The organism is Pseudoalteromonas thalassia (assembly GCF_049257215.1).
Taxonomy (GTDB): Bacteria; Pseudomonadota; Gammaproteobacteria; order Enterobacterales; family Alteromonadaceae; genus Pseudoalteromonas; species Pseudoalteromonas lipolytica_C.
Genome location: NZ_JBMMUE010000009.1, coordinates 174,624 through 192,709, shown reverse-complemented (window position 1 = coordinate 192,709; position 18,086 = coordinate 174,624). Strand labels below are relative to the sequence as shown.

The following is an 18,086-nucleotide window of genomic DNA, read 5'->3' as shown; positions in this document are numbered from 1 at the left end:
CTTGGTGACAATAGCGTTTTGGACCCACCTGACCCCATGCCGAACTCAGTAGTGAAACGAAACAGCGCCGATGATAGTGTGGCATTTGCCATGTGAAAGTAGGACATCGCCAGGCTCCAAATTAAAGAAAGCCCGATTCGAAAGAGTCGGGCTTTTTTGCGTTTAAGCTATTTACACAACGTGTCCTGTTCAACCTACGGCAGGCTTTAAACTTTACTCTTGCTACTAAAAGAGCCCGTATTCTTCGGTTTCTTCAGCTTCATGGCGCATGAGGTGTTCCGGACGGAATATTGCGCTTGGATCTAACAACAGGCTATGTTTATTTTTCATTTTGATTAAACCACGCATCATATTTTTCGTCTGAGGATCAACATCGAAACCCACAGAGGTGAGCTGCTCTAATGGTTTAATATCTTCTTTTTTTACGTTTATGTTATCTTCAACTTGGTCAACTAACAGACCTATATGAGGCGTGATGCCATCTTTTGTTGTGAAGATAATAATTGGCTTGTAATCAAGGATAATTTGTTCTCGGGCTGACTCAAATAATCTGACGAGTTGATTAAATACCTGACGTTTTTTTTCTTCAAAAACACTAAGAACTTTTTCTTGGGGTTGGCTTTTCTGTAACTCTAATAATTCTCTGGCCATGGCATGTAGTTCACGATGAGGTGCATCGAACTTAACAATAATGCTGTGTAAATCCTCGTTATCTGTTTTGAAATTGTTATACCAGCGGCCAAATTCACACTTATCAGGATCTGTTGATTTAGTGAATGGAGTGCCTGTTACTAAGCTGTGCTCCAGCGCATTTAGCCACTCTAGGTGCTCTTTTTCTCGTTCTACTAATAAATCTGATAGTGCAGTGTTTGTATCACTTGTTGATTGGTTGTTTAAAACGATGCCTAAATCAAAGATAGGGGTGGGTGTATCCATGTAGTCTTTTACACCAATGAAGCTTTTATTTTCATTCGGCAAAGATGTCAAATTTCCTTCATAACGTTCAGTCAGAAGTATATCGAGAATTTTTAATGAAATGGTCTTTTGCCCGACACGAAAATTTATCAGATCCATATTTCCCTCAAAGCTTTGTTAAGTCTTTATAGCATAGAACATTATTGCTAATTAGTTGTAGTTAAATTTAATTACTTTTGTAGTATGAGCGATAGATTTTTTTTATCTTATCTTTATCGGGGTCACTAAACAGAGCGGCTAGCTCACTATCTCTGTCAAAGGTTTTGTTTAGCTGGATTAGTAAGCATTGATTATTTAGTGGTGTAGGGCATTCTTTTGCGGCTTCTACTAAAGCTGCTGCATTCAAATAGCCTTCAAAAATAATTCGATTAGGGGTCACATTATAAGGTTTGATATCTTCCTTAAAGCTTTTACACCAGGCGTTTTCACATTTATTAGGATTGGGGACCACTTCTGTGACCATTATATTTGCTGGGTGTTTTACAAGAGCAAATAAATCGTGGCTAGAAACAAATGAAACGGATGTAAAGTCAGGTTTGAAACCTTGTTCATAGCTGGTATTTATAAATTCGGCTAGCGGTTGATAGGTCCCTACCATACAAACAGCCGTTACTTCGCTTTGCTTCAGGGTTTCTAACGCTTTCGATATATCTGAACTATTTCTTCTAAAACGAGCTACTTCGATAGGTTTGATGCCAAACTCTTCTAAAGCAGTGATTAAGTTACTTTCAACCATGTAGCCAAATTCATCAGCTTGAATGATTAAGCCGATCTTTTGATGGTTACGTTCTTTTATCAAATAGTTTATCTGCTCAATAGCTTCATCTTGATAGCTAGCTCGTAAGTTAAACACATTGGGCATTGAGCTATTATGCAGAAAATCAGCGCCTGTAAACGGCATTAGAAAGGGAATGCGGTGCCTATCTAGTAATGGTTTTATGGCGTGAGCGGTGGGTGTTCCCATCGAGCCGAAAATCGCGTGAATTTTTTCGGTGTACAAAAACTGTCTTGTATTTACAACGGTGTTTTTTGGCTCATATCCATCGTCAGCGAGTATAAGATCTATATTCTGGCCATTGATCCCTTGGGTTTTGTTAACTTTATCGAAGTAAATTTTACTGCCTAGCGCAAGTTGCTCACCGATTTGTTTGGCAGGTCCTGTTAATGCGGTAGACATGCCTAACTTTATAGGGGGTTGCGTATGTTGCGCTAAACTAGTTGTTGGTATCAACACCAGGGTTATTAAAAGGGCATTGAGTACTTTTAGTCTTAAGTGATTTATAGTGAGCATACCAACCTTTTACTGCGGTTATAAACTGTGAATCGAGTTCTTTACGGCCAGCAAAATTAGCTTCATAAATAAAGCTATTCACAGATGTCTGCTGTAATACTAGTCTAATAAGGATGAATTTTGTATTTTCATCTAATAATTTTAGACTAACTGGTGTGTGCCATATTAGTTGCCACAGTAAAGGTTGTATATTGAAAAGATTGAAATCATCACTGATGATCCGCTCTGCTCTAGTGGATAATGCAGTAGGGCAAGCAGAGCTTGGCAAATGCGATACTAATTGATCAACTAACTGACAAGGTAAGCTTTTAAAGTGCCCTAACAATTGCACTGATATGTCTAACTTAAACTCATTAATGAGTTGCTGTACCAATGAACTATTTTGTTTGCAAAGCGATTTTATCACTAAAGCAGGGTGCTCAGCTGTTGCCTTATCATGACTAAAACCGAGTTTTACGACATGAAAGCCATTGTGCTGCCAGAATCTAACAAGCGATGCATTAGCACCAAAACTTGCCCCAAAATAGCTACAATTATCTAACTGTCTTTCGCAGTATTTTAATAAGGCTGAGCCAATTCCTTGCTGATGGCATTCGGGTGCTATCGCTATTCTTACAACCCGAGCAGAGACCTCTGTCAGAAAGTGTGAGTCTTTGCTTAGTTGAGTAAGTGTTTGTGCCATCAAATGGCCATGCGGACGACGCTGACCGGTTTTAACATGGTCTGCTATATCTTTAGTCAGTCCACCTTCGAGAGCAACCAAGCAGACGCCTTTGAGCTCATCTGCTTGAGTGCAAATAAACAATTGTAATTCAGGCGCATCAAGCAATTGGCGTAAATCATTAACACTGGTTTGATAATGTGCCAAAGCAAGTAAGGCTATTATCTGGCCTAGCAGTTGCTCGTTATCAACAAGTTGTTGTTTGCTTACTTGTGCAAAATTGAGAGATTGTTCTTTACTTGTGTGTTGGTACTTTGCATCGAGAAGTAATAGTTCGCGTAGGCTATTTTCTAGTGGATCATGTTTAGCAAAACGAATTGGCTCATCCAGAGTAATAGTCTTTAGCGATTTAAATTGACTGCGCAAGTAATGTAAAAAGCGTAACGTGTAACCTCGTCCATTTCCTTCATAACCAACCATAGTGCTAGCAAATACAATTCGTGGGTAACTTTTCAGGATCTGCAATAATAGTGGAACTGGAATCGCTGCTGCTTCGTCGACAAACAGCAGATCGCAATCAGGTTTTTCATTTAGCAGTATATCTGGCGCAATATAGCTAAGGTTAGCTAATTGCTTACAGTTTTGCTCTTTGCTAACACCAAGCTCAGCAGCTAAATGTTTAAAGCTTGTTTGTACAGCTTTGGCTTGGGTTGCACAAATAAGGATTTTTTTATCTTGAAGATTGGCTGCTGCAAGTCCTAAAGCCGCTGACTTACCACGACCTCGGTCGGCACTGATCACAAAAGGACGATTAGCGCGTCCTGTCGCGGTTTTAATAATTTGCTCAACACATGTTTGTTGTTGCTGAAAATTTATCTCAGCAGTTGCTGGTGATACTGATTGGTAAGCAGGGAGCGAGTGCTCAGTAAAATAATGTGGCTGCAACTTTAGCTTGGCGAATAAACGCTGATTAAAAAAGCTGTGTTGAATCACTTGGCCATAGGAGGTAATACTTGTGAGTGCAGGATCTTGCCAATTACTGTCATCAGGCAGCAATAGTATCAGTACACCTCCTGCTTTTACGGTGCCTGCAAGTGCGGCTAGTTTATCGGCATATAAGCCGCTAAAACCATCAAAAATTGCGTATTGAAACTCTTGACCAAGAATTTGGTGAGCATGTTTTGGAAACTCACTATTTGCTAATAATGAGCTGCTACTGAAAACATAGCTATTTTTAAGCGCTAATTGGTTTGCAAACTGATAGCACCAAGCTTCGCTTCCTTGCACTATGACAAGCTGGCGATGCTTTGCAATCACCAGCTCGTTGCACAGTGCTGTTAAATACTCATTATAAGGCTTGAAGTCTTGCATACTGTGTTACAAGCCATTTACTGCCTAGGTCATCAAAGTTCACTTGAATACGTGACTGTGCGCCGCTACCTTCGTAATTGAGTACGGTTCCTGCACCGAACTTAGCGTGTAATACGCGTTGCCCCAAGTTAAAGCCGCTATCTTCAAATGCGGCATGTGTTACTGATGGACTAAAACGACCTGCTGCAGGCGGTCTTGAAACCTGTGTTTTAATACGAATTTCTTCGATGCAATCTTCAGGCATTTCACGTAAAAAGCGTGATGGGCTGTGGTATTTTTCTTGGCCGTATAAACGACGACTTTCTGCGTGGCTAATGTATAGTTTTTCCATGGCGCGAGTCATACCGACATAACATAAACGGCGCTCTTCTTCTAAACGGCCAGACTCTTCATTACTTTGTTGAGATGGGAACATGCCTTCTTCAACACCAACCATAAATACCAACGGGAACTCTAGGCCTTTTGCTGAGTGCAGGGTCATCATTTGTACCGCGTCTTCGTGCTCGTCAGCTTGACCTTCGCCAGATTCTAGAGAGGTATATGCCAAAAAGCCCTGTAGTGGCGAGCTGAACTCTTCATCTTCAGGGAGTTCATATTGACCACAAGCACTAATAAGCTCTTCTAAGTTTTCTACCCGGGCACGGCCTTTTTCACCTTTTTCAGCTTGATACATTGCCATTAACCCAGAGGTTTGAATGGCGTATTTCGCTTGTTCTTCTAAAGTGAGATCGCTGATCTTATCTTCGATATGCTCAACAAGCTCTAAGAATTTAGTGACGGCACTCGCTGCACGGCCAGATAAATGCTGCTGCTCGATAATAGCTTTTGCGGCATACCAAAGTGGCAATGATTCATTGCGCGCGCAATCACGAATATGGCTTAGTGTTTTATCACCTATGCCACGGGCTGGGGTGTTAATAACGCGCTCGAAAGCGGCATCATCTTGACGGTTACCCACTAAACGTAAATACGAAAGTGCATCTTTGATCTCTTGGCGTTCGAAGAAGCGCATACCGCCGTAAATACGGTATTTTAAACCTTCTTGTAGCATCGCTTCCTCGAGTACACGAGATTGCGCGTTGTTACGGTATAAAATCGCGGCATCTTGTAATGCATTACCTGCATTTAGCCAGCTACGCAGTTTGCTGCTGACAAAGCGCGCTTCGTCTAATTCATTAAACGCAGCGTAAACAGAAATAGGCTCACCATCATTGCCGTCTGTCCAAAGGCTTTTACCCATGCGTTCTGCATTGTTTTTGATCAGCGCATTTGAGGCTTTCAAGATGGTTGCCGTTGAGCGGTAATTTTGTTCAAGGCGAATGGTTTCGGCTTCGAAGTCAGTTAAAAAGCGTTTGATATTTTCAATTTTTGCGCCACGCCAGCCATAGATACTTTGGTCATCATCACCCACAATCATAATACTGTTCGTATTACCCGCGAGTAGTTTTAACCAAGCGTATTGGATTGTATTAGTATCTTGGAACTCGTCTACTAGCATGTGAGCAAAACGCTGTTGATAGTGACGTAAAAGTGTTGGGTGGTTCTTAAGTACTTCGTAGCAGCGTAGCAGAATTTCGGCAAAGTCGACCAAACCTGCGCGGTCACAAGCCTCTTGATATGCAGCGTAGACTTTCAGCATCATCTGCTCATTAATATCATAGGCTTGAATGTCTTTAGGACGTAGACCTTCATCTTTTTTCGCGCTGATATACCAACCAAATTGTTTTGCTGGCCACTTTTTATCATCGATGTTCATCGCTTTAAGCAAGCGTTTGATCATACGTTGTTGATCGTCAGAATCTAAGATTTGAAAGCTTTCAGGCAAGTTCGCTTCACGGTGATGGGCGCGTAAAATGCGGTGAGATAAGCCATGGAAAGTGCCAATCCACATACCGCCAACCGGTGCTTTTAAGGTTTCTTCTACACGGGTGCGCATTTCTTTCGCGGCTTTGTTAGTGAAGGTTACCGCAAAGATGCTGTATGCAGAAGCTTGCTCAACTTGCATGAGCCATGCGATGCGATGAACAAGTACTCGAGTTTTACCAGAACCCGCACCTGCAAGTACTAGCATGTTTTGCAATGGGGCTGCGACTGCATCCCGTTGTTTATCATTTAAGCCATCGAGTAATTCAGAAACGTCCATCGTTACGCCTTTTCAATCTATAATGGGTGGAGTATAACAGGTGTTTATGCAAGGCTAAATAAAATACTGTTTTTATAAACAGCTATTTTGGCAAGTCATTAAAATTACGATATAAAAATTGTGAATTTGACCGATTTTTAGCAAAAAGAACTAAAATAAAAATAACGCTACTTTTTAACACTTTGATTTGTAAGTCATAATAAGTTGGCATAAAGTGTGTTTATAAAAAGTATAATCATTAAAAACTACAGAGGTTAGTATGGCAGAGCAAGGTTCTGGCGGTAATGTAATCGCAGCAATATGTAATATCTTTTTTCCTGGTTTAGGGCAATTGGTACAAGGTCGTTTAATGGCGGCCATTGCATTCTTTTTAGCATGGGTGATTAGTGGTGCACTAATATATGTTGCAGTAGGTTTTATTTTACTGCCAATCGTATACCTATGGGCGATTATTGATGCTGCACGCTTCAAATCGCGACTCTAGCTATTTTAAATAGCATAAATACGAGCGCCCGCATGGGCGCTCGTGTTGTTTTAATCTTGCAAAACTCGCCACGTCTAGCTGCAAACGGTATAATTAGCACATAACGTATTACGAGTACCCTTCATGGAATATCAATTTATCCGCGACCCAATTAGCGGTTTACGCATTAAAATTTCCTCTGAACATGCCGTCATAGGCCGTTGGCTAAACGAAGAAGTCGGTAAAGAAAAAATCGCGATGGTGCAAGCGTTGATCTCTGCGGTTAAGAGCAGCAATGAGCCATTAACTTTACAAGGTCAAGAAATTGATTTGATCTTAAGTAAAGATGAAGCGTTATTCGAAGCACATGCATTACATCAAGACAACGAAGACCTAGTTGCCTATCAAGATGATGATTTAATGCTTGAAGAAGAAGGCCTCTGCAGTGGCTGCGGCTTTGAAGACTTTGTTGATTTAATTGAATCTTGGCAAGAGTTTACACAAGGCCGATAAGCAGAAACATGTTCTGCTTATCGGTTGCCAATTTATTGCTCACTCACTGATTTAACAGCGGCTAGTAATAAATCTTCTGTTAAGCGTACTTTGTAATTTGGGTTAGCGTATTGAAAATGAACTAACCCATTCGTGTCTATCACGAATACTGCGGGTACTGGTAGCGCGACCTTCGCCTCACCCTCTAACGAGACAAAGTTAACCCCAAGCTTATTACGGTAAATCTTTGCTGTTTTGTCATCTAAATAAAACGCTAGACCTAACGTTTGCGCCAAAGTGAGGCTGTCGTCAGAAAGCAATTGATAGCTAGGAGCTGTAATTTTTGTTTCAGCGAGTTTTTCAGGGCTGTCTGGCGAAACGGCAATTAATTGCGCGTTTAAATCTGCTAATTCTTTCTCAATTTTTTGTACGCTAGCCAATTGCTTTGAACAATATGGGCACCAACCGCCACGATAAACAATGAGCACCGTGGTTTTTTCTTTAAAGCGTTCAGTTAAAGACACTGTTTTGCCGTATTGGTCTTTTAATTCAATATTTGGCACCGTTAATCCTGGTAATAATGGACTGACTCGCTCAGCAGATTCTGCAATATTGGTCGCAGTTGCAGCGATAACTTGGCTTGATAGTACAAACAACGCGCTAATGAGTAGAGATTTAAACATGGGCTTCCTCGGTTATTTTTTTCAACTGCAAAGATGACCTGATTGTTGCGGGATTTATTTCATCTTTACCTACATCAAACTCAAATTTAACTGTAGTATATAGGCAAATAAAAAATGCAAGTTGGGATAAAGAATGTCTGCTAATTTACAAAAACTCGTTGTTATGCTCGAGATGCAAAATGCGATGAATACCAAAGTTCATGAGCAATGGTTTAGCCAAGGTTTTGAATGGTATCGTGCAATTTGGGTTGAGTGTGCTGAAATGCTTGACCACTTTTAGTCAATTAATTTTTTGCTAAAAAATGAGTGTTTTTTATTTTTATCCTGATTTTGTTGATATGTAGAGCTACTTATTAGCTCTTATCACTCATTTTTTACCCACTCATTTTTTGGTGCTTCACAGCCTAAATCAAACTATCATGTTCACTAGATTATAGTGATTAAATTCAGAATAAACGAGATACTAATGAAAAGTGTAGAAGTAAAAATTTTAGACCCTAAAATTGGTAATGAAATACCATTACCAGCATATGTGACCGATGGTTCAGCGGGTGTAGATTTGAGAGCGTGTATTGATGAAACAATTACAATTGTGCCAGGTCAAACAGAGCTGATTCCAACAGGAATAGCTATCCATATGCAAGATAAAAACTTGGCTGCAACGATTTTACCACGCTCAGGTCTAGGGCATAAGCACGGTATTGTGCTTGGTAACTTAGTTGGTTTGATCGATTCTGACTATCAGGGACAATTGTTTATTTCTGTTTGGAATAGAGGTGAAACTACTTTTCAGATAGAGTCTGGTGACCGAATTGCTCAACTAGTTTTCTTACCTGTTATTCAAGCACAATTTGAAGTAGTTAGTGAATTTACCGAGAGTGAACGTGGTGAAGGCGGCTTTGGGCATTCTGGAATTAAATAAATAAGAAATGCTCAAGGTCATTTTGATAACCTTGAGCATTAATGAACCAGTAATAGTTGCATGAAAAACTGTAATAGGTTCTATGTTTAATTTAGTGTTCTATACCCAATAAGCAACGCTCTTATATTTACTCCTTTTCTCTTTAGTAGACCTCATTTATCAACTCTAATGCTAATGATGGAGCTAGCGTGATAATTCATTTCACTAGGAAATTTGAGTACCTTCAATCTATATTGGCCTCCTCTTCATTCAAAGTAATGTATTGCGGTGAGTATTTCGGCGATAAAACTGGCAAGGTAATTTCTAGAGCCGCACACCCAATGGTGTCTTTTAGTGAATATCCTGATAAAGAACTTCATTCAAAATATGTCACATATGGGGGCTACGGCATCGCTCTCGAAAAAGAATGGGCCACTAAAAATGGGTTGAGTCCAGTCAGCTATGTAGAGAAGAACTCGCCTGCCGCACAAGGTCTCGTTGCCTTATTAAAAGCTCGTCAGAATCATTTAATACCCAGTTCTTTGCGTTTACCTATTATTCAATTGAAGTGCTTCACAAAGCATGTTTATGGTTACAACAGTTATTTCAAAGAGCATGGGTTTGATTTCAAGGCGGAAAATGAGTGGAGATTCGTTCCAACTCGAAAGCAAATAGGTGGGAACCGAATATCAGAAAACTTTTCAACTTATGAAAAGAACCGTGATAAATACAATAAACGGCTAGAGAAGTATCCCTTGCGATTCGAGTTATCTGATATAGCTTTTGTTTATGTAGAATCAGAAATAGAGCGGCAGAATGTTATCTCTGATTTTGGTCTTGAAGAATCCAAGGTCAAAATACGACCTTGGAAAGAGAAAAGTAGTAGCCTAAGCAAGTAGGTTAACTTGTGTTGCTATAAATTTATTGAATAAGTCTTAACATAATCTGTCAGATTTTATTTTTAGGTTTTGATCAAATCTCATAGTCGTATGTCTGCCAACAACACTTGGCTAAACTTGAGCGGAGCGAAACTGATCCAACTTTCTTAGTTTCGTTTAAATTGCTTGTAAAGCTTTTTTAAAGATCAACAATAGTTTCTTCGCCTTCAAACTTCTCGTCAATTCTAATTCTGCACACCTTGTGTATTAGGAAATCAATACCTTTAAAATGGCTTGAGATAGTATCTGAAAAATATATTTCGAGCGCAGGAGTTGAATTAAAGTAAATTAATTTGCTATCGATTTTATGTTCTATATTTAAGTCTGGAATTTTCTCGACAACACCCCAAAAGCTAGATTCTATATAACAACAGTTAATATTAAATCCTAGCTTTGTACCAAGTGAGTCAATTGAATATGCTTTGGCAAAAGCTGTGTTCATTTGGAATTCCGATGGATTGTACAAAAAATTCTTGTTTAACAAAGCCTTTCCAAAATCGCTTACATTATCTTCATTATGTTGAAGAATTGCATTACCAGTAAATAGAGTTGGTGAATACTGCACTCTCTCTCCGCCAGCTAAAATTGTACGGAAACCATACCCCTTAGATTTAGTTAATTCGACTAGTGATCTATGCGCAAAAAATAAATTTCGTAAATAAAAAACAAATGTTGCGCAATTAGTATATTCAGGCTTATCTAGATCAACGGTGCGAGAGACGCCATCATTTATAATTAGAATACTTTCGTAAGGCATCGGCTCAACGCCAACCAAAAAAGGATGACCAGCTATCTGATAGACCGTACTTAGCAGCTCAAGCATTCCACTTTTTTGAAATTCGATTAAGTCCCACGCACACTTTTCCAACGCAGAACCAAATCCACAAACGTCCATCCATGCAGAGATGCACGGCTTTACTTCCAACTCACCTGCTTTAGACTTCTTGGCCCAAGCTACTGAATCTAGGTACTCCTGTTTTTCCCAAGGTGTAGTCAAAATATCTCCAAGTTAATATGAAAGCCTAACGCTTGCCGTAAACGGCGTAAAATAGTTAGGCTAAAATTATCTACGAAAGAGCATAAACCTGCTGTTTTATGGCCTTATTATGTCCCTGTTGACTTATATTCGTTTTTTACAATTTCTTGTGCTTGGGCGGTCGCTTCGCTTGCTGAAGCAAAATCTTGTTTGTAGAAATAGAAGAATGCGGCATTGTACCGTGCAAGCTCAATAAAAATGAAATTGTTGGTTGAGTGAAAAAAGTTAAAATCAGGGTTCGTTGTACGTATTATGCACAATGAATTATGCCTTGAGTTTTTCGATTTTACACTAAGTGCTTTTAAGGCATTTCTCAAATTTGAGAATACTTTTGATGGACTTTGATCTACTGGGCCTTGAAACATTGCGATAGGTATTTTCCCAATATATGGAATGTAGTCTGAACCTTGAACCCTGTTTAAGTTTCTTCTTAAATCTAGAACGTGAAATTTGTATTCAATAGTTTCAAGCCAGAGAATGATTTTGTCTATATCATCATCGGAGAAATACTCATGGCGTAAATCGGTCGCCTCAAACTTGTGTTTAAGGTGCCTTTCTAATTCACCAAGAATATTATTGTTACAGTCTCTACAGGCTGGAACTGTTGTCTTGTTATAGGACTGAGCATTATTGTTTGTAGTTGTGATGAAGGTTCTGCTAGTGCAGCGTTCATATACCCATTGCGGAATCACATGCTCTCTTGTTAAGTCATTCACTTCTCCGCAAAAGACACACATATTTACTGAGTGGTCTTCAATAATAGAGTCAACAACGTGTTTTCGATTAGTCCTTATTTTTTTCCGAAATTCAACTAGCTTATTATTTAAACTCATTCTCGAATATTTATCCTTGGCATATAATGGTTTATTAGTAGACCTTACAATGTTGCCTAGCTTGTAAGATAGAAAATTATAGAAATAAGATTTAACCTTAAAATTTTGAAAAATATATTAAGTCAAAGGTAAGAAAAAATGAATCTCATGTTTACGAATTACTGCTTTTCGCTCAAAGCTGCCTGTCAGATAAAGTCTAAACCTATTCATTTAAGCTAAAAGATCAGATATAAGCTAGTACAATTTAACTAACTAGTTTACGTCTCTCTCAGTTTTAATTGAGTTGCTGAACGAATCAAGTAGCTCTGTCATGCTAAGTCTTTTTATGATGTTTTTTTCATTGCTGGCGTTGAGAATCTTACAAAGCGCTATTTCAGTGAATGAAGAGTATTGATTTTCACCATGTATTGCGAGTTTGTAGCATGAGCCTGATGTTTGATGCCATATCCAGTATTTACAACAATCCGATAGTCTAGGTCGTTGATAAGAACCAGAGCTTAGGCGCCAGGAATCCCCATCCAAATAGCCACCACGCCAACTCGCAAATATTTTAAAAAAGACATCATATTCATTAGTGAATTTTAAAATCACCCAACCGTGTGGTCTATGAATCATAAAAACTCCATATTTAAAATGCTTCTGCACTATACAGGTCGAGCTTCTTCATTGATTGCTCTGAGATGTCCAGTTGTTCGAAGCCATCAATTTCAAGCTCTTTATGGTTAAACTGACCAAAGATCCCCATGACTTTATCGGTTGAAATAGCTATTTCATTTGGTGGCATATCATTAAACGGCGTTAGGCTTTCATCAGTATTAATGATTACATCACCAATACTGATAGTTGGTTTATTAGCTCTAATTATAGTATGACTGCCAGTATCATAAATGTCGTCTCCTTCATTTAAAACAGGTGCTTCAGCTATGATTTCTTCATCCATCTGAGTAAACTTAACTTTTGCTAATTCATCGGGGATGTCATGCGCCACACGATAAGCATACTCAATAAGTTTTGGCTCTGCTGGGATAAATAGAATTGCTTGCTGGTTTGGGGCATCTGTAATGCGCAATATACGGCCCATAACTTGGCGGTAATTCATCTCTGTTTTCACATTTGAAAGATAACAACACACCTGAAGGCGCGGAATGTTAGTGCCCTCAGATATCATACCAACACTGATGATCCATTTTTGCTGGTTATATCTGAAAGATCTAATGAGGTCATTTCCATTTCCTTCATCACTCGTAACAACAACAGCATTTTCTCCAATAGTCTGCATTAAAATTAGCTGTATTTGCCAAGCATGAGCAATGGATGATGCTACGATTAGCCCTCCTGCTTCTTTGTTAATGCGGCGAAGTTCATTTAGCTTACGACTAGAGTGAATTAATAAATGCTCTATCACGCTCGTATTCGTCACAATCTCCGAATATGGAATAATTGATTGTGACAGCAGGTCTATAAAACTTGTGAAGTGACTCGTTTCATCACCCTCAACAACTGTAATTTGGTCATTATCTAATGCAATGACTTGCGGTATCCTGCATACATTGTCAGCAATAGCTTGTTTTAAGCCATATACATAATCGCATTGTATTTGCCCTGACTCATTACAGTAATTAGCCAGTGCTATAGGCAGTGCATCTGAGCGCCACGGTGTGCCAGTTAGAGCGATTGTGTAAGCCGCTTTTTGTTTAATCATTGATATGATTGGCTTACCCCAAGCGTTAGCATCTTTCATATTTGATCCTGCGCAATGATGGATCTCATCGAAGATCACAAACACGCGATACTTTTCAAATAAGCGCCAGACCTTATTATCTAGTGTGCCAAGTGCCTGATAAGTGAATGAATTGCCCAATGCGCCAATAGTACCGTCAAAATGGGTTTCAAATTGTTCGCTTAATGCTTCACTAAAATCGTGGGCAACGATTGAAGAAGGGGAAAAGCAAAGCACAAGATCAATGTCACCTTGGTCATACAGTAATTTAGCTAATACAGAGGCCATCACTGTTTTGCCAGCACCAGGAGTAGCAAGAGCTAAAAAGTGTTTCTTTGACTTGTATTTAGAAATTGCAGAGTCAATGCACTCTGACTGCCAATTTCTTAGTTTCATTTATTAGTTCTCTTTTGTTGATTTAATAAGTTCGTTTAGAACTGAAATCTTCCCTTTTAAGATATGATTGCTTTCCTGAACAGCCATATAGCGACCTTTTAAATCTTCATATTTATCAGGGTATATTTCTTTCAAAGCGACATATTCTTTTACCGCACCTAAACCTTCTAATAGCGCAGAATTATATTGATTTAACCGTTGAATAAGCATTTGGGAGTAACTGACAGGTGTTCTCTCGTCTGCCTCTTCATTCGGCATTGCCGCTACCATTTCTTTTAAGACTGCATGGTCAAACAAGTCGCTTTTAGTGTAATGAGTAATCCCTTTCTTCTTAGTTGTATTTCTTATTAACCAGCCCCTTCTAGTTAATTTTAAAAGCTCCTCATAAACGAAACGACGGGATACCGTTGGGTTAAGTTCTACATCCTGCTTTATCGCGATATATGCCGTTCTAATTTCAGTTGCAGTGAAGTGATTGACGTTGGGCATAGACAAAATTTGGATGACAGTTTTGTCTAGTTCGAATTTCTCCATGCATAAACCTCAAAAAATATAATAAAAACACTTTAAATAATGCATATATGCATTATTTAGGATTATATGCAATCGTTTAAATCAACGCAATGTGGGATATTTAGGCTTTTGTGTCTGAGACAATCTAATGGACGATTTTGCGAAAAAATTAGGTAAAAATATCAAGATGATGAGAGTCTTCAAAGACAAAAGCCAAGCAGAGTTATCATTTGATTCAGGTTTAAACCAAAGCTATTTGAGCCGAGTTGAAAAAGGTACAGTTAACGTTACTGTAATTAAATTATGCAGTATCGCTAAGGCTCTTGGCTGTAGTTTGGTTGACTTAGTACCTGAAGTTGATGGTACAAGCATACCTTGAACTTCTAGATATTATATTAGAAATATATTTTCGGTTGGGTAATAGGTCTTTAAGAGGACGCTATCTAAAAAGTTGTATGGCTTTATGAAGCCAATAGAACCAAATGTGTAATTGAGTTATCAATCTACGAAGCTAGGAACATTTAGCATATGAAAGCAAGGTTTGTTTTTTTATTAATAATACTTTTGGGCGCAACATTTAGCTTTGTTTTCCCAGAGCAGTGGGTTTTAACTATTTTCTTAAGTATATCTTGCGGAGTCCTTGTAAATTATATAACTAATGAGGAATTCCGTACTATTTCAAATGTTGATTTGCTACAGCTAATACATCGAGGCTCTATTGGCTCACTATTCAAAGAAGAGAAAACAATGGAAACATTGATCAACTCTTCAGACAGGGCACTAGAAAAGATTCTACGTGGAAAAGCCTTAGATAAGAAATTTATTGATGGCACTTTGCCTGAGTTCAACGCAGCAATTCAGATTGCACTACAGAAAAGCGATCTGAGTTTTAAATTGTCCAATAGCCTCACGTATTCCGACTTCAAATCAAACGCAATAAAAGCAGCAAAATATCTGCCTTACAAAAATCTACTCTTATCTAATTCCCTAAAGGGTATAGGTTTTAATAATGAGAAGGTTGTTACTGATCTTCTAGTTAATAGCAAGGTGGTTATTGACGGGGATTTGAAGAGTATTGCTGATGAAGAGTTTTCAGATAAATTAAATACTACTTCTTCGGACACTCTTGTGGTTTTCAGTACAACATCACAACTTTCTTCTGACATAATTAAAGACGTAGACTGTTTCACTGACAAAGTGAAGAAAATAGAGTTTTATTTATGTAGCCCTTTTATCATAAGTGACAGTGCAATCGAAGAATTAAAGAAAGAGTATTCTCCACACAATGTTTGCATACCTCCACGACAGTTTATTAAATCTAAAACAAATGATCACATTGATATTGAGATTGATTCAATGAGAAGAGTTTTGAGAATCCTTAGCTCTATTCATAAGCTAAAAAAATTCTCGGATAAGCAAGGTGTTGATGTTGATGTACATTTCTTCAAGCAGTGCTACCCAGGTATAAAAATTAAAATGCTAGAGAGCCTTAAGTTTATGCAGGTTCAACCTGGGCCACTTTCTTTCGCTAACAATACATATAGGTTTGGTGTTGCAACTACTGACGGTGAAATATGTGATCAAGTTCGCTCCGCTATAACTAAATATAAGAATGATCCCACGAAAATAGAAAGTATGAACATTAGTTCAGAAGATATAAATGCGTTTGAGAGAAGAGTATTAAAGGAATTAACGATCTGGCTATCAGGAAATGGGGTGGACTCAAAGCAGATCAGAGAACAAAGCGAGTTCATTTCACAAAGGGTTATGAATGAGCATACTTTGGGTTGGATTGAGCAAGTCACAGATATGTTGGATGCTTCAATTCTGACCGTTAAAGCGTTTAATATACTTAATAATGAATCTTTGACCAATGTACTAAGTAGTGGCTCTGAAAATGGCATTTATAGTGAGTCATTGAATAATGAGAAAGTTCACAAAACAGTGGCATTATTGATTGTAAATGATGATGAGGTGTTGTTGATAGAAAAAAGCGACCAGTTTTATGATTCTAAATATAGTGTTGTAGCAGGTCATATTAATAACAATGAGACGATCAAAGATGCGCTGATCAGAGAAGTAAATGAGGAAATAAGTTTAAATATTACAACACCGAACTTTTTAATACCGATTAAAGGTGTAAATGAAGCATGTAGATATGGTGTACATCTTCATGATTGGTATGTTTTTATACATTATATTGATGATAAAGAAATTGAATTTGAGCTAGATAAGGAGGAAATAAAAAGTACCAAGTGGGTGAAGCTTAGCGAGCTGGATAGTATGAAAGATGATTTAACATTAGGTTGTAGAGCTTTATTCGAAAATATAGGTTATATCAAATGAGCACATTTGTAATACGTTTACCTGGTGGTGGAAGAATCTCAAAAAAAAATAAAGAACACACACTCAAATGGTTGGACTACAGAAGCTTTGGTATAAAAATAGACTCATATACTTCAATTATTGAACTTATTAAAAGCAATCCGAACTCTAAGTTTTTCCTTATCTCCGGTGGCGTTGGGGCATTTCTATATACTAATTTTTGCAGAGATTTATGTTTAGATAATGATTTTTCCTCAACGATAGGAGGCGACATTATTGGTATTATGCATAAAATATTAATAGAGGCTTTCAAGAGAGAAGGAGTCAGAATCTATCCGAAGCAGGTTGCAATAAAGGAGTTAAAAGAGCTAAAACAAAACTCGGATTACCAATGTTTCTTTGTAGAACCCAATTTGGATAGTTTATCTACGGACAGTCTGGCTGTTCAAGCAGCAATAGAAGTTAATAGTGTAGAAACAGTCTTTCTCAAAGAGGGAGCACCAACTTATCATGTAGGTTTTGATAACCCTACTATTATTACACATTGGAGCATTGATGATATAAGTGCTAAATCTGAAGAGCATTTTAAAAGTTCCAATGGTCATTATTTATTGGATACCGAGTCTTGCTCATTAATTAAGAAATTTCAGATAAAATCTAAGATAGTGTGTCCTTCAGAACTTAAGAACCTTAAATTTGATGCTCATGGAGTTAAGCATTTAAGTGAGGCAGGTCAACAAATTACAGAGGTTGTAGTTTCATGATTCTCTCAAATACAGATATATCAAGTGAAATAACGAAAGGCAGTCTGAGAATAGCCAACTTCAACGAAGATTGCATGAGACCTTCAAGTTATTTACTTAGGCTAAATAATCACTTGTTACGCTTAAGGGATGGGGAGGCTGAGATTGATACAAAGAAAACAGATACAGCCGATTACTTTGACTCATATGAAATTGGAAACGAGGGTTTCATACTAAAACCTGGGGATTTTTATTTAGGGTCTTCGGTCGAAAAATTGTCTATACCATTGAGTATGTGCGCGGATTTATTTCAACTTTCATGTTATGCACGTATAGGACTGAGCGTAAATTTTAGTTCAAATTTAGTAGCATCATCATTTGGTATTTCAGAGCCTTCAACGTTAACTTTTGAAATTAAAAACCTATCAAATAGAGATATTAGAATCTATCCATATGTAAAGTTTTGCCATATTAGATTTCTGTACCACGAGACTCAGGCTTCACAAAAGTACAATGGTATTTACTCAGGGCAAAGTGTTGCAAAAGCCAGTAACTTTGAACAAAAACCTGCAAGGTAATAATGGGAGCCGCTGCTTTTATCC

General features: G+C 38.1%; 17 protein-coding genes, 1 rRNA gene and 1 pseudogene. 10 read left to right on the top strand and 9 right to left on the bottom strand.

Annotated features, from left to right (window positions below):
- Nucleotides 1-115: ribosomal RNA gene (gene rrf / locus AAEU31_RS12655) — 5S ribosomal RNA — on the top strand.
- Between the two features lie 110 nt (nucleotides 116-225).
- Here the strand turns inward: rrf and AAEU31_RS12650 are convergent.
- From AAEU31_RS12650 to uvrD, 4 genes are all read right to left on the bottom strand, one after another.
- Nucleotides 226-1,074 (bottom strand): CZB domain-containing protein, encoded by an 849-nt coding sequence (locus tag AAEU31_RS12650; RefSeq protein WP_135923184.1) that lies wholly within the window; start codon nucleotides 1,072-1,074, stop codon nucleotides 226-228.
- Nucleotides 1,075-1,141: 67 nt separating this feature from the next.
- Complete coding sequence (locus AAEU31_RS12645; RefSeq protein ID WP_421967360.1) at nucleotides 1,142-2,266, bottom strand: ABC transporter substrate-binding protein; 1,125 nt, start codon at nucleotides 2,264-2,266, stop codon at nucleotides 1,142-1,144.
- The gene (locus AAEU31_RS12640; protein ID WP_421967359.1) at nucleotides 2,190-4,298 is read right to left on the bottom strand and encodes a GNAT family N-acetyltransferase; all 2,109 of its coding nucleotides are present in this window, start codon (nucleotides 4,296-4,298) and stop codon (nucleotides 2,190-2,192) included. Before AAEU31_RS12640 ends, AAEU31_RS12645 begins: the two co-directional genes overlap by 77 nt.
- Nucleotides 4,276-6,441 (bottom strand): DNA helicase II, encoded by a 2,166-nt coding sequence (uvrD, locus tag AAEU31_RS12635; protein WP_058583696.1) that lies wholly within the window; start codon nucleotides 6,439-6,441, stop codon nucleotides 4,276-4,278. The genes AAEU31_RS12640 and uvrD overlap by 23 nt, the downstream gene beginning before the upstream one ends.
- A 259-nt stretch (nucleotides 6,442-6,700) precedes the next feature.
- On the opposite strand from uvrD, the gene AAEU31_RS12630 reads away from it, so the two are divergent.
- Together AAEU31_RS12630 and AAEU31_RS12625 are read left to right on the top strand one after the other, a co-directional pair.
- Entirely contained in the window at nucleotides 6,701-6,925 is a 225-nt protein-coding gene (locus AAEU31_RS12630; protein WP_054554878.1) for a hypothetical protein, read from the top strand.
- A 123-nt stretch (nucleotides 6,926-7,048) separates the two neighbouring features.
- Nucleotides 7,049-7,417, top strand: coding sequence for a YacL family protein (locus AAEU31_RS12625; RefSeq protein ID WP_135923188.1), 369 nt, complete (start codon nucleotides 7,049-7,051; stop codon nucleotides 7,415-7,417).
- A gap of 32 nt (nucleotides 7,418-7,449) precedes the next feature.
- Here the strand turns inward: AAEU31_RS12625 and AAEU31_RS12620 are convergent, their stop codons facing one another.
- Nucleotides 7,450-8,079 (bottom strand): peroxiredoxin-like family protein, encoded by a 630-nt coding sequence (locus AAEU31_RS12620; RefSeq protein WP_135923189.1) that lies wholly within the window; start codon nucleotides 8,077-8,079, stop codon nucleotides 7,450-7,452.
- Between the two features lie 133 nt (nucleotides 8,080-8,212).
- On the opposite strand from AAEU31_RS12620, the pseudogene AAEU31_RS12615 reads away from it, so the two are divergent.
- The 3 genes and pseudogenes from AAEU31_RS12615 to AAEU31_RS12605 all read left to right on the top strand — a co-directional run.
- Nucleotides 8,213-8,353, top strand: a pseudogene (locus tag AAEU31_RS12615) (dUTP diphosphatase); the annotation flags it as partial.
- Nucleotides 8,354-8,545: 192 nt separating this feature from the next.
- Nucleotides 8,546-9,001 (top strand): dUTP diphosphatase, encoded by a 456-nt coding sequence (dut, locus tag AAEU31_RS12610; RefSeq protein WP_421967358.1) that lies wholly within the window; start codon nucleotides 8,546-8,548, stop codon nucleotides 8,999-9,001.
- A gap of 188 nt (nucleotides 9,002-9,189) precedes the next feature.
- Nucleotides 9,190-9,879, top strand: coding sequence for an abortive infection system antitoxin AbiGi family protein (locus AAEU31_RS12605; protein WP_421967357.1), 690 nt, complete (start codon nucleotides 9,190-9,192; stop codon nucleotides 9,877-9,879).
- Between the two features lie 178 nt (nucleotides 9,880-10,057).
- Here AAEU31_RS12605 and AAEU31_RS12600 read toward each other — a convergent pair whose 3' ends face one another.
- The 4 genes from AAEU31_RS12600 to AAEU31_RS12585 all read right to left on the bottom strand — a co-directional run bounded on the left by AAEU31_RS12600 (nucleotide 10,058) and on the right by AAEU31_RS12585 (nucleotide 14,437).
- Nucleotides 10,058-10,915 carry a hypothetical protein gene (locus AAEU31_RS12600; RefSeq protein WP_421967356.1) on the bottom strand — a complete coding sequence of 286 codons (858 nt, stop codon included), beginning with the start codon at nucleotides 10,913-10,915 and terminating at the stop codon, nucleotides 10,058-10,060.
- 107 nt (nucleotides 10,916-11,022) lie between these two features.
- On the bottom strand, nucleotides 11,023-11,787 hold the full coding sequence (locus tag AAEU31_RS12595; RefSeq protein ID WP_421967355.1) for a hypothetical protein: 765 nt from the start codon (nucleotides 11,785-11,787) through the stop codon (nucleotides 11,023-11,025).
- Nucleotides 11,788-12,415: 628 nt separating this feature from the next.
- A complete protein-coding gene (locus AAEU31_RS12590) occupies nucleotides 12,416-13,903 on the bottom strand; it encodes a DEAD/DEAH box helicase (RefSeq protein WP_421967354.1) in 1,488 nt (495 codons plus the stop codon).
- Between the two features lie 3 nt (nucleotides 13,904-13,906).
- On the bottom strand, nucleotides 13,907-14,437 hold the full coding sequence (locus AAEU31_RS12585) for a VspR family transcription factor (RefSeq protein ID WP_421967353.1): 531 nt from the start codon (nucleotides 14,435-14,437) through the stop codon (nucleotides 13,907-13,909).
- Nucleotides 14,438-14,564: 127 nt separating this feature from the next.
- Between AAEU31_RS12585 and AAEU31_RS12580 the strand changes: the two genes are divergently transcribed.
- The 4 genes from AAEU31_RS12580 (at nucleotide 14,565) to AAEU31_RS12565 (ending at nucleotide 18,062) form a co-directional block, all read left to right on the top strand.
- Nucleotides 14,565-14,795 carry a helix-turn-helix domain-containing protein gene (locus tag AAEU31_RS12580; protein WP_421967352.1) on the top strand — a complete coding sequence of 77 codons (231 nt, stop codon included), beginning with the start codon at nucleotides 14,565-14,567 and terminating at the stop codon, nucleotides 14,793-14,795.
- A 149-nt stretch (nucleotides 14,796-14,944) separates the two neighbouring features.
- On the top strand, nucleotides 14,945-16,762 hold the full coding sequence (locus tag AAEU31_RS12575) for an NUDIX hydrolase (RefSeq protein WP_421967351.1): 1,818 nt from the start codon (nucleotides 14,945-14,947) through the stop codon (nucleotides 16,760-16,762).
- Nucleotides 16,759-17,505, top strand: a complete 747-nt coding sequence (locus tag AAEU31_RS12570) for a hypothetical protein (protein WP_421967350.1) — start codon at nucleotides 16,759-16,761, stop codon at nucleotides 17,503-17,505. Before AAEU31_RS12575 ends, AAEU31_RS12570 begins: the two co-directional genes overlap by 4 nt.
- On the top strand, nucleotides 17,502-18,062 hold the full coding sequence (locus AAEU31_RS12565; protein WP_421967349.1) for a dCTP deaminase: 561 nt from the start codon (nucleotides 17,502-17,504) through the stop codon (nucleotides 18,060-18,062). Before AAEU31_RS12570 ends, AAEU31_RS12565 begins: the two co-directional genes overlap by 4 nt.
- The last annotated feature ends 24 nt before the right edge of the window (nucleotides 18,063-18,086 follow it).

Bases quoted from the DNA above. Each gene is read 5' to 3' on its own strand.
- AAEU31_RS12575 (WP_421967351.1), top strand. From the start codon at position 14,945: ATGAAAGCAAGGTTTGTTTTTTTATTAATAATACTTTTGGGCGCAACA.
- AAEU31_RS12625 (WP_135923188.1), top strand. From the start codon at position 7,049: ATGGAATATCAATTTATCCGCGACCCAATTAGCGGTTTACGCATTAAA.
- AAEU31_RS12640 (WP_421967359.1), bottom strand. From the start codon at position 4,298: ATGCAAGACTTCAAGCCTTATAATGAGTATTTAACAGCACTGTGCAAC.
- AAEU31_RS12570 (WP_421967350.1), top strand. From the start codon at position 16,759: ATGAGCACATTTGTAATACGTTTACCTGGTGGTGGAAGAATCTCAAAA.
- uvrD (WP_058583696.1), bottom strand. From the start codon at position 6,441: ATGGACGTTTCTGAATTACTCGATGGCTTAAATGATAAACAACGGGAT.
- dut (WP_421967358.1), top strand. From the start codon at position 8,546: ATGAAAAGTGTAGAAGTAAAAATTTTAGACCCTAAAATTGGTAATGAA.
- AAEU31_RS12580 (WP_421967352.1), top strand. From the start codon at position 14,565: ATGGACGATTTTGCGAAAAAATTAGGTAAAAATATCAAGATGATGAGA.
- AAEU31_RS12620 (WP_135923189.1), bottom strand. From the start codon at position 8,079: ATGTTTAAATCTCTACTCATTAGCGCGTTGTTTGTACTATCAAGCCAA.
- AAEU31_RS12595 (WP_421967355.1), bottom strand. From the start codon at position 11,787: ATGAGTTTAAATAATAAGCTAGTTGAATTTCGGAAAAAAATAAGGACT.
- AAEU31_RS12590 (WP_421967354.1), bottom strand. From the start codon at position 13,903: ATGAAACTAAGAAATTGGCAGTCAGAGTGCATTGACTCTGCAATTTCT.
- AAEU31_RS12565 (WP_421967349.1), top strand. From the start codon at position 17,502: ATGATTCTCTCAAATACAGATATATCAAGTGAAATAACGAAAGGCAGT.
- AAEU31_RS12650 (WP_135923184.1), bottom strand. From the start codon at position 1,074: ATGGATCTGATAAATTTTCGTGTCGGGCAAAAGACCATTTCATTAAAA.
- AAEU31_RS12585 (WP_421967353.1), bottom strand. From the start codon at position 14,437: ATGGAGAAATTCGAACTAGACAAAACTGTCATCCAAATTTTGTCTATG.
- AAEU31_RS12645 (WP_421967360.1), bottom strand. From the start codon at position 2,266: ATGCTCACTATAAATCACTTAAGACTAAAAGTACTCAATGCCCTTTTA.
- AAEU31_RS12630 (WP_054554878.1), top strand. From the start codon at position 6,701: ATGGCAGAGCAAGGTTCTGGCGGTAATGTAATCGCAGCAATATGTAAT.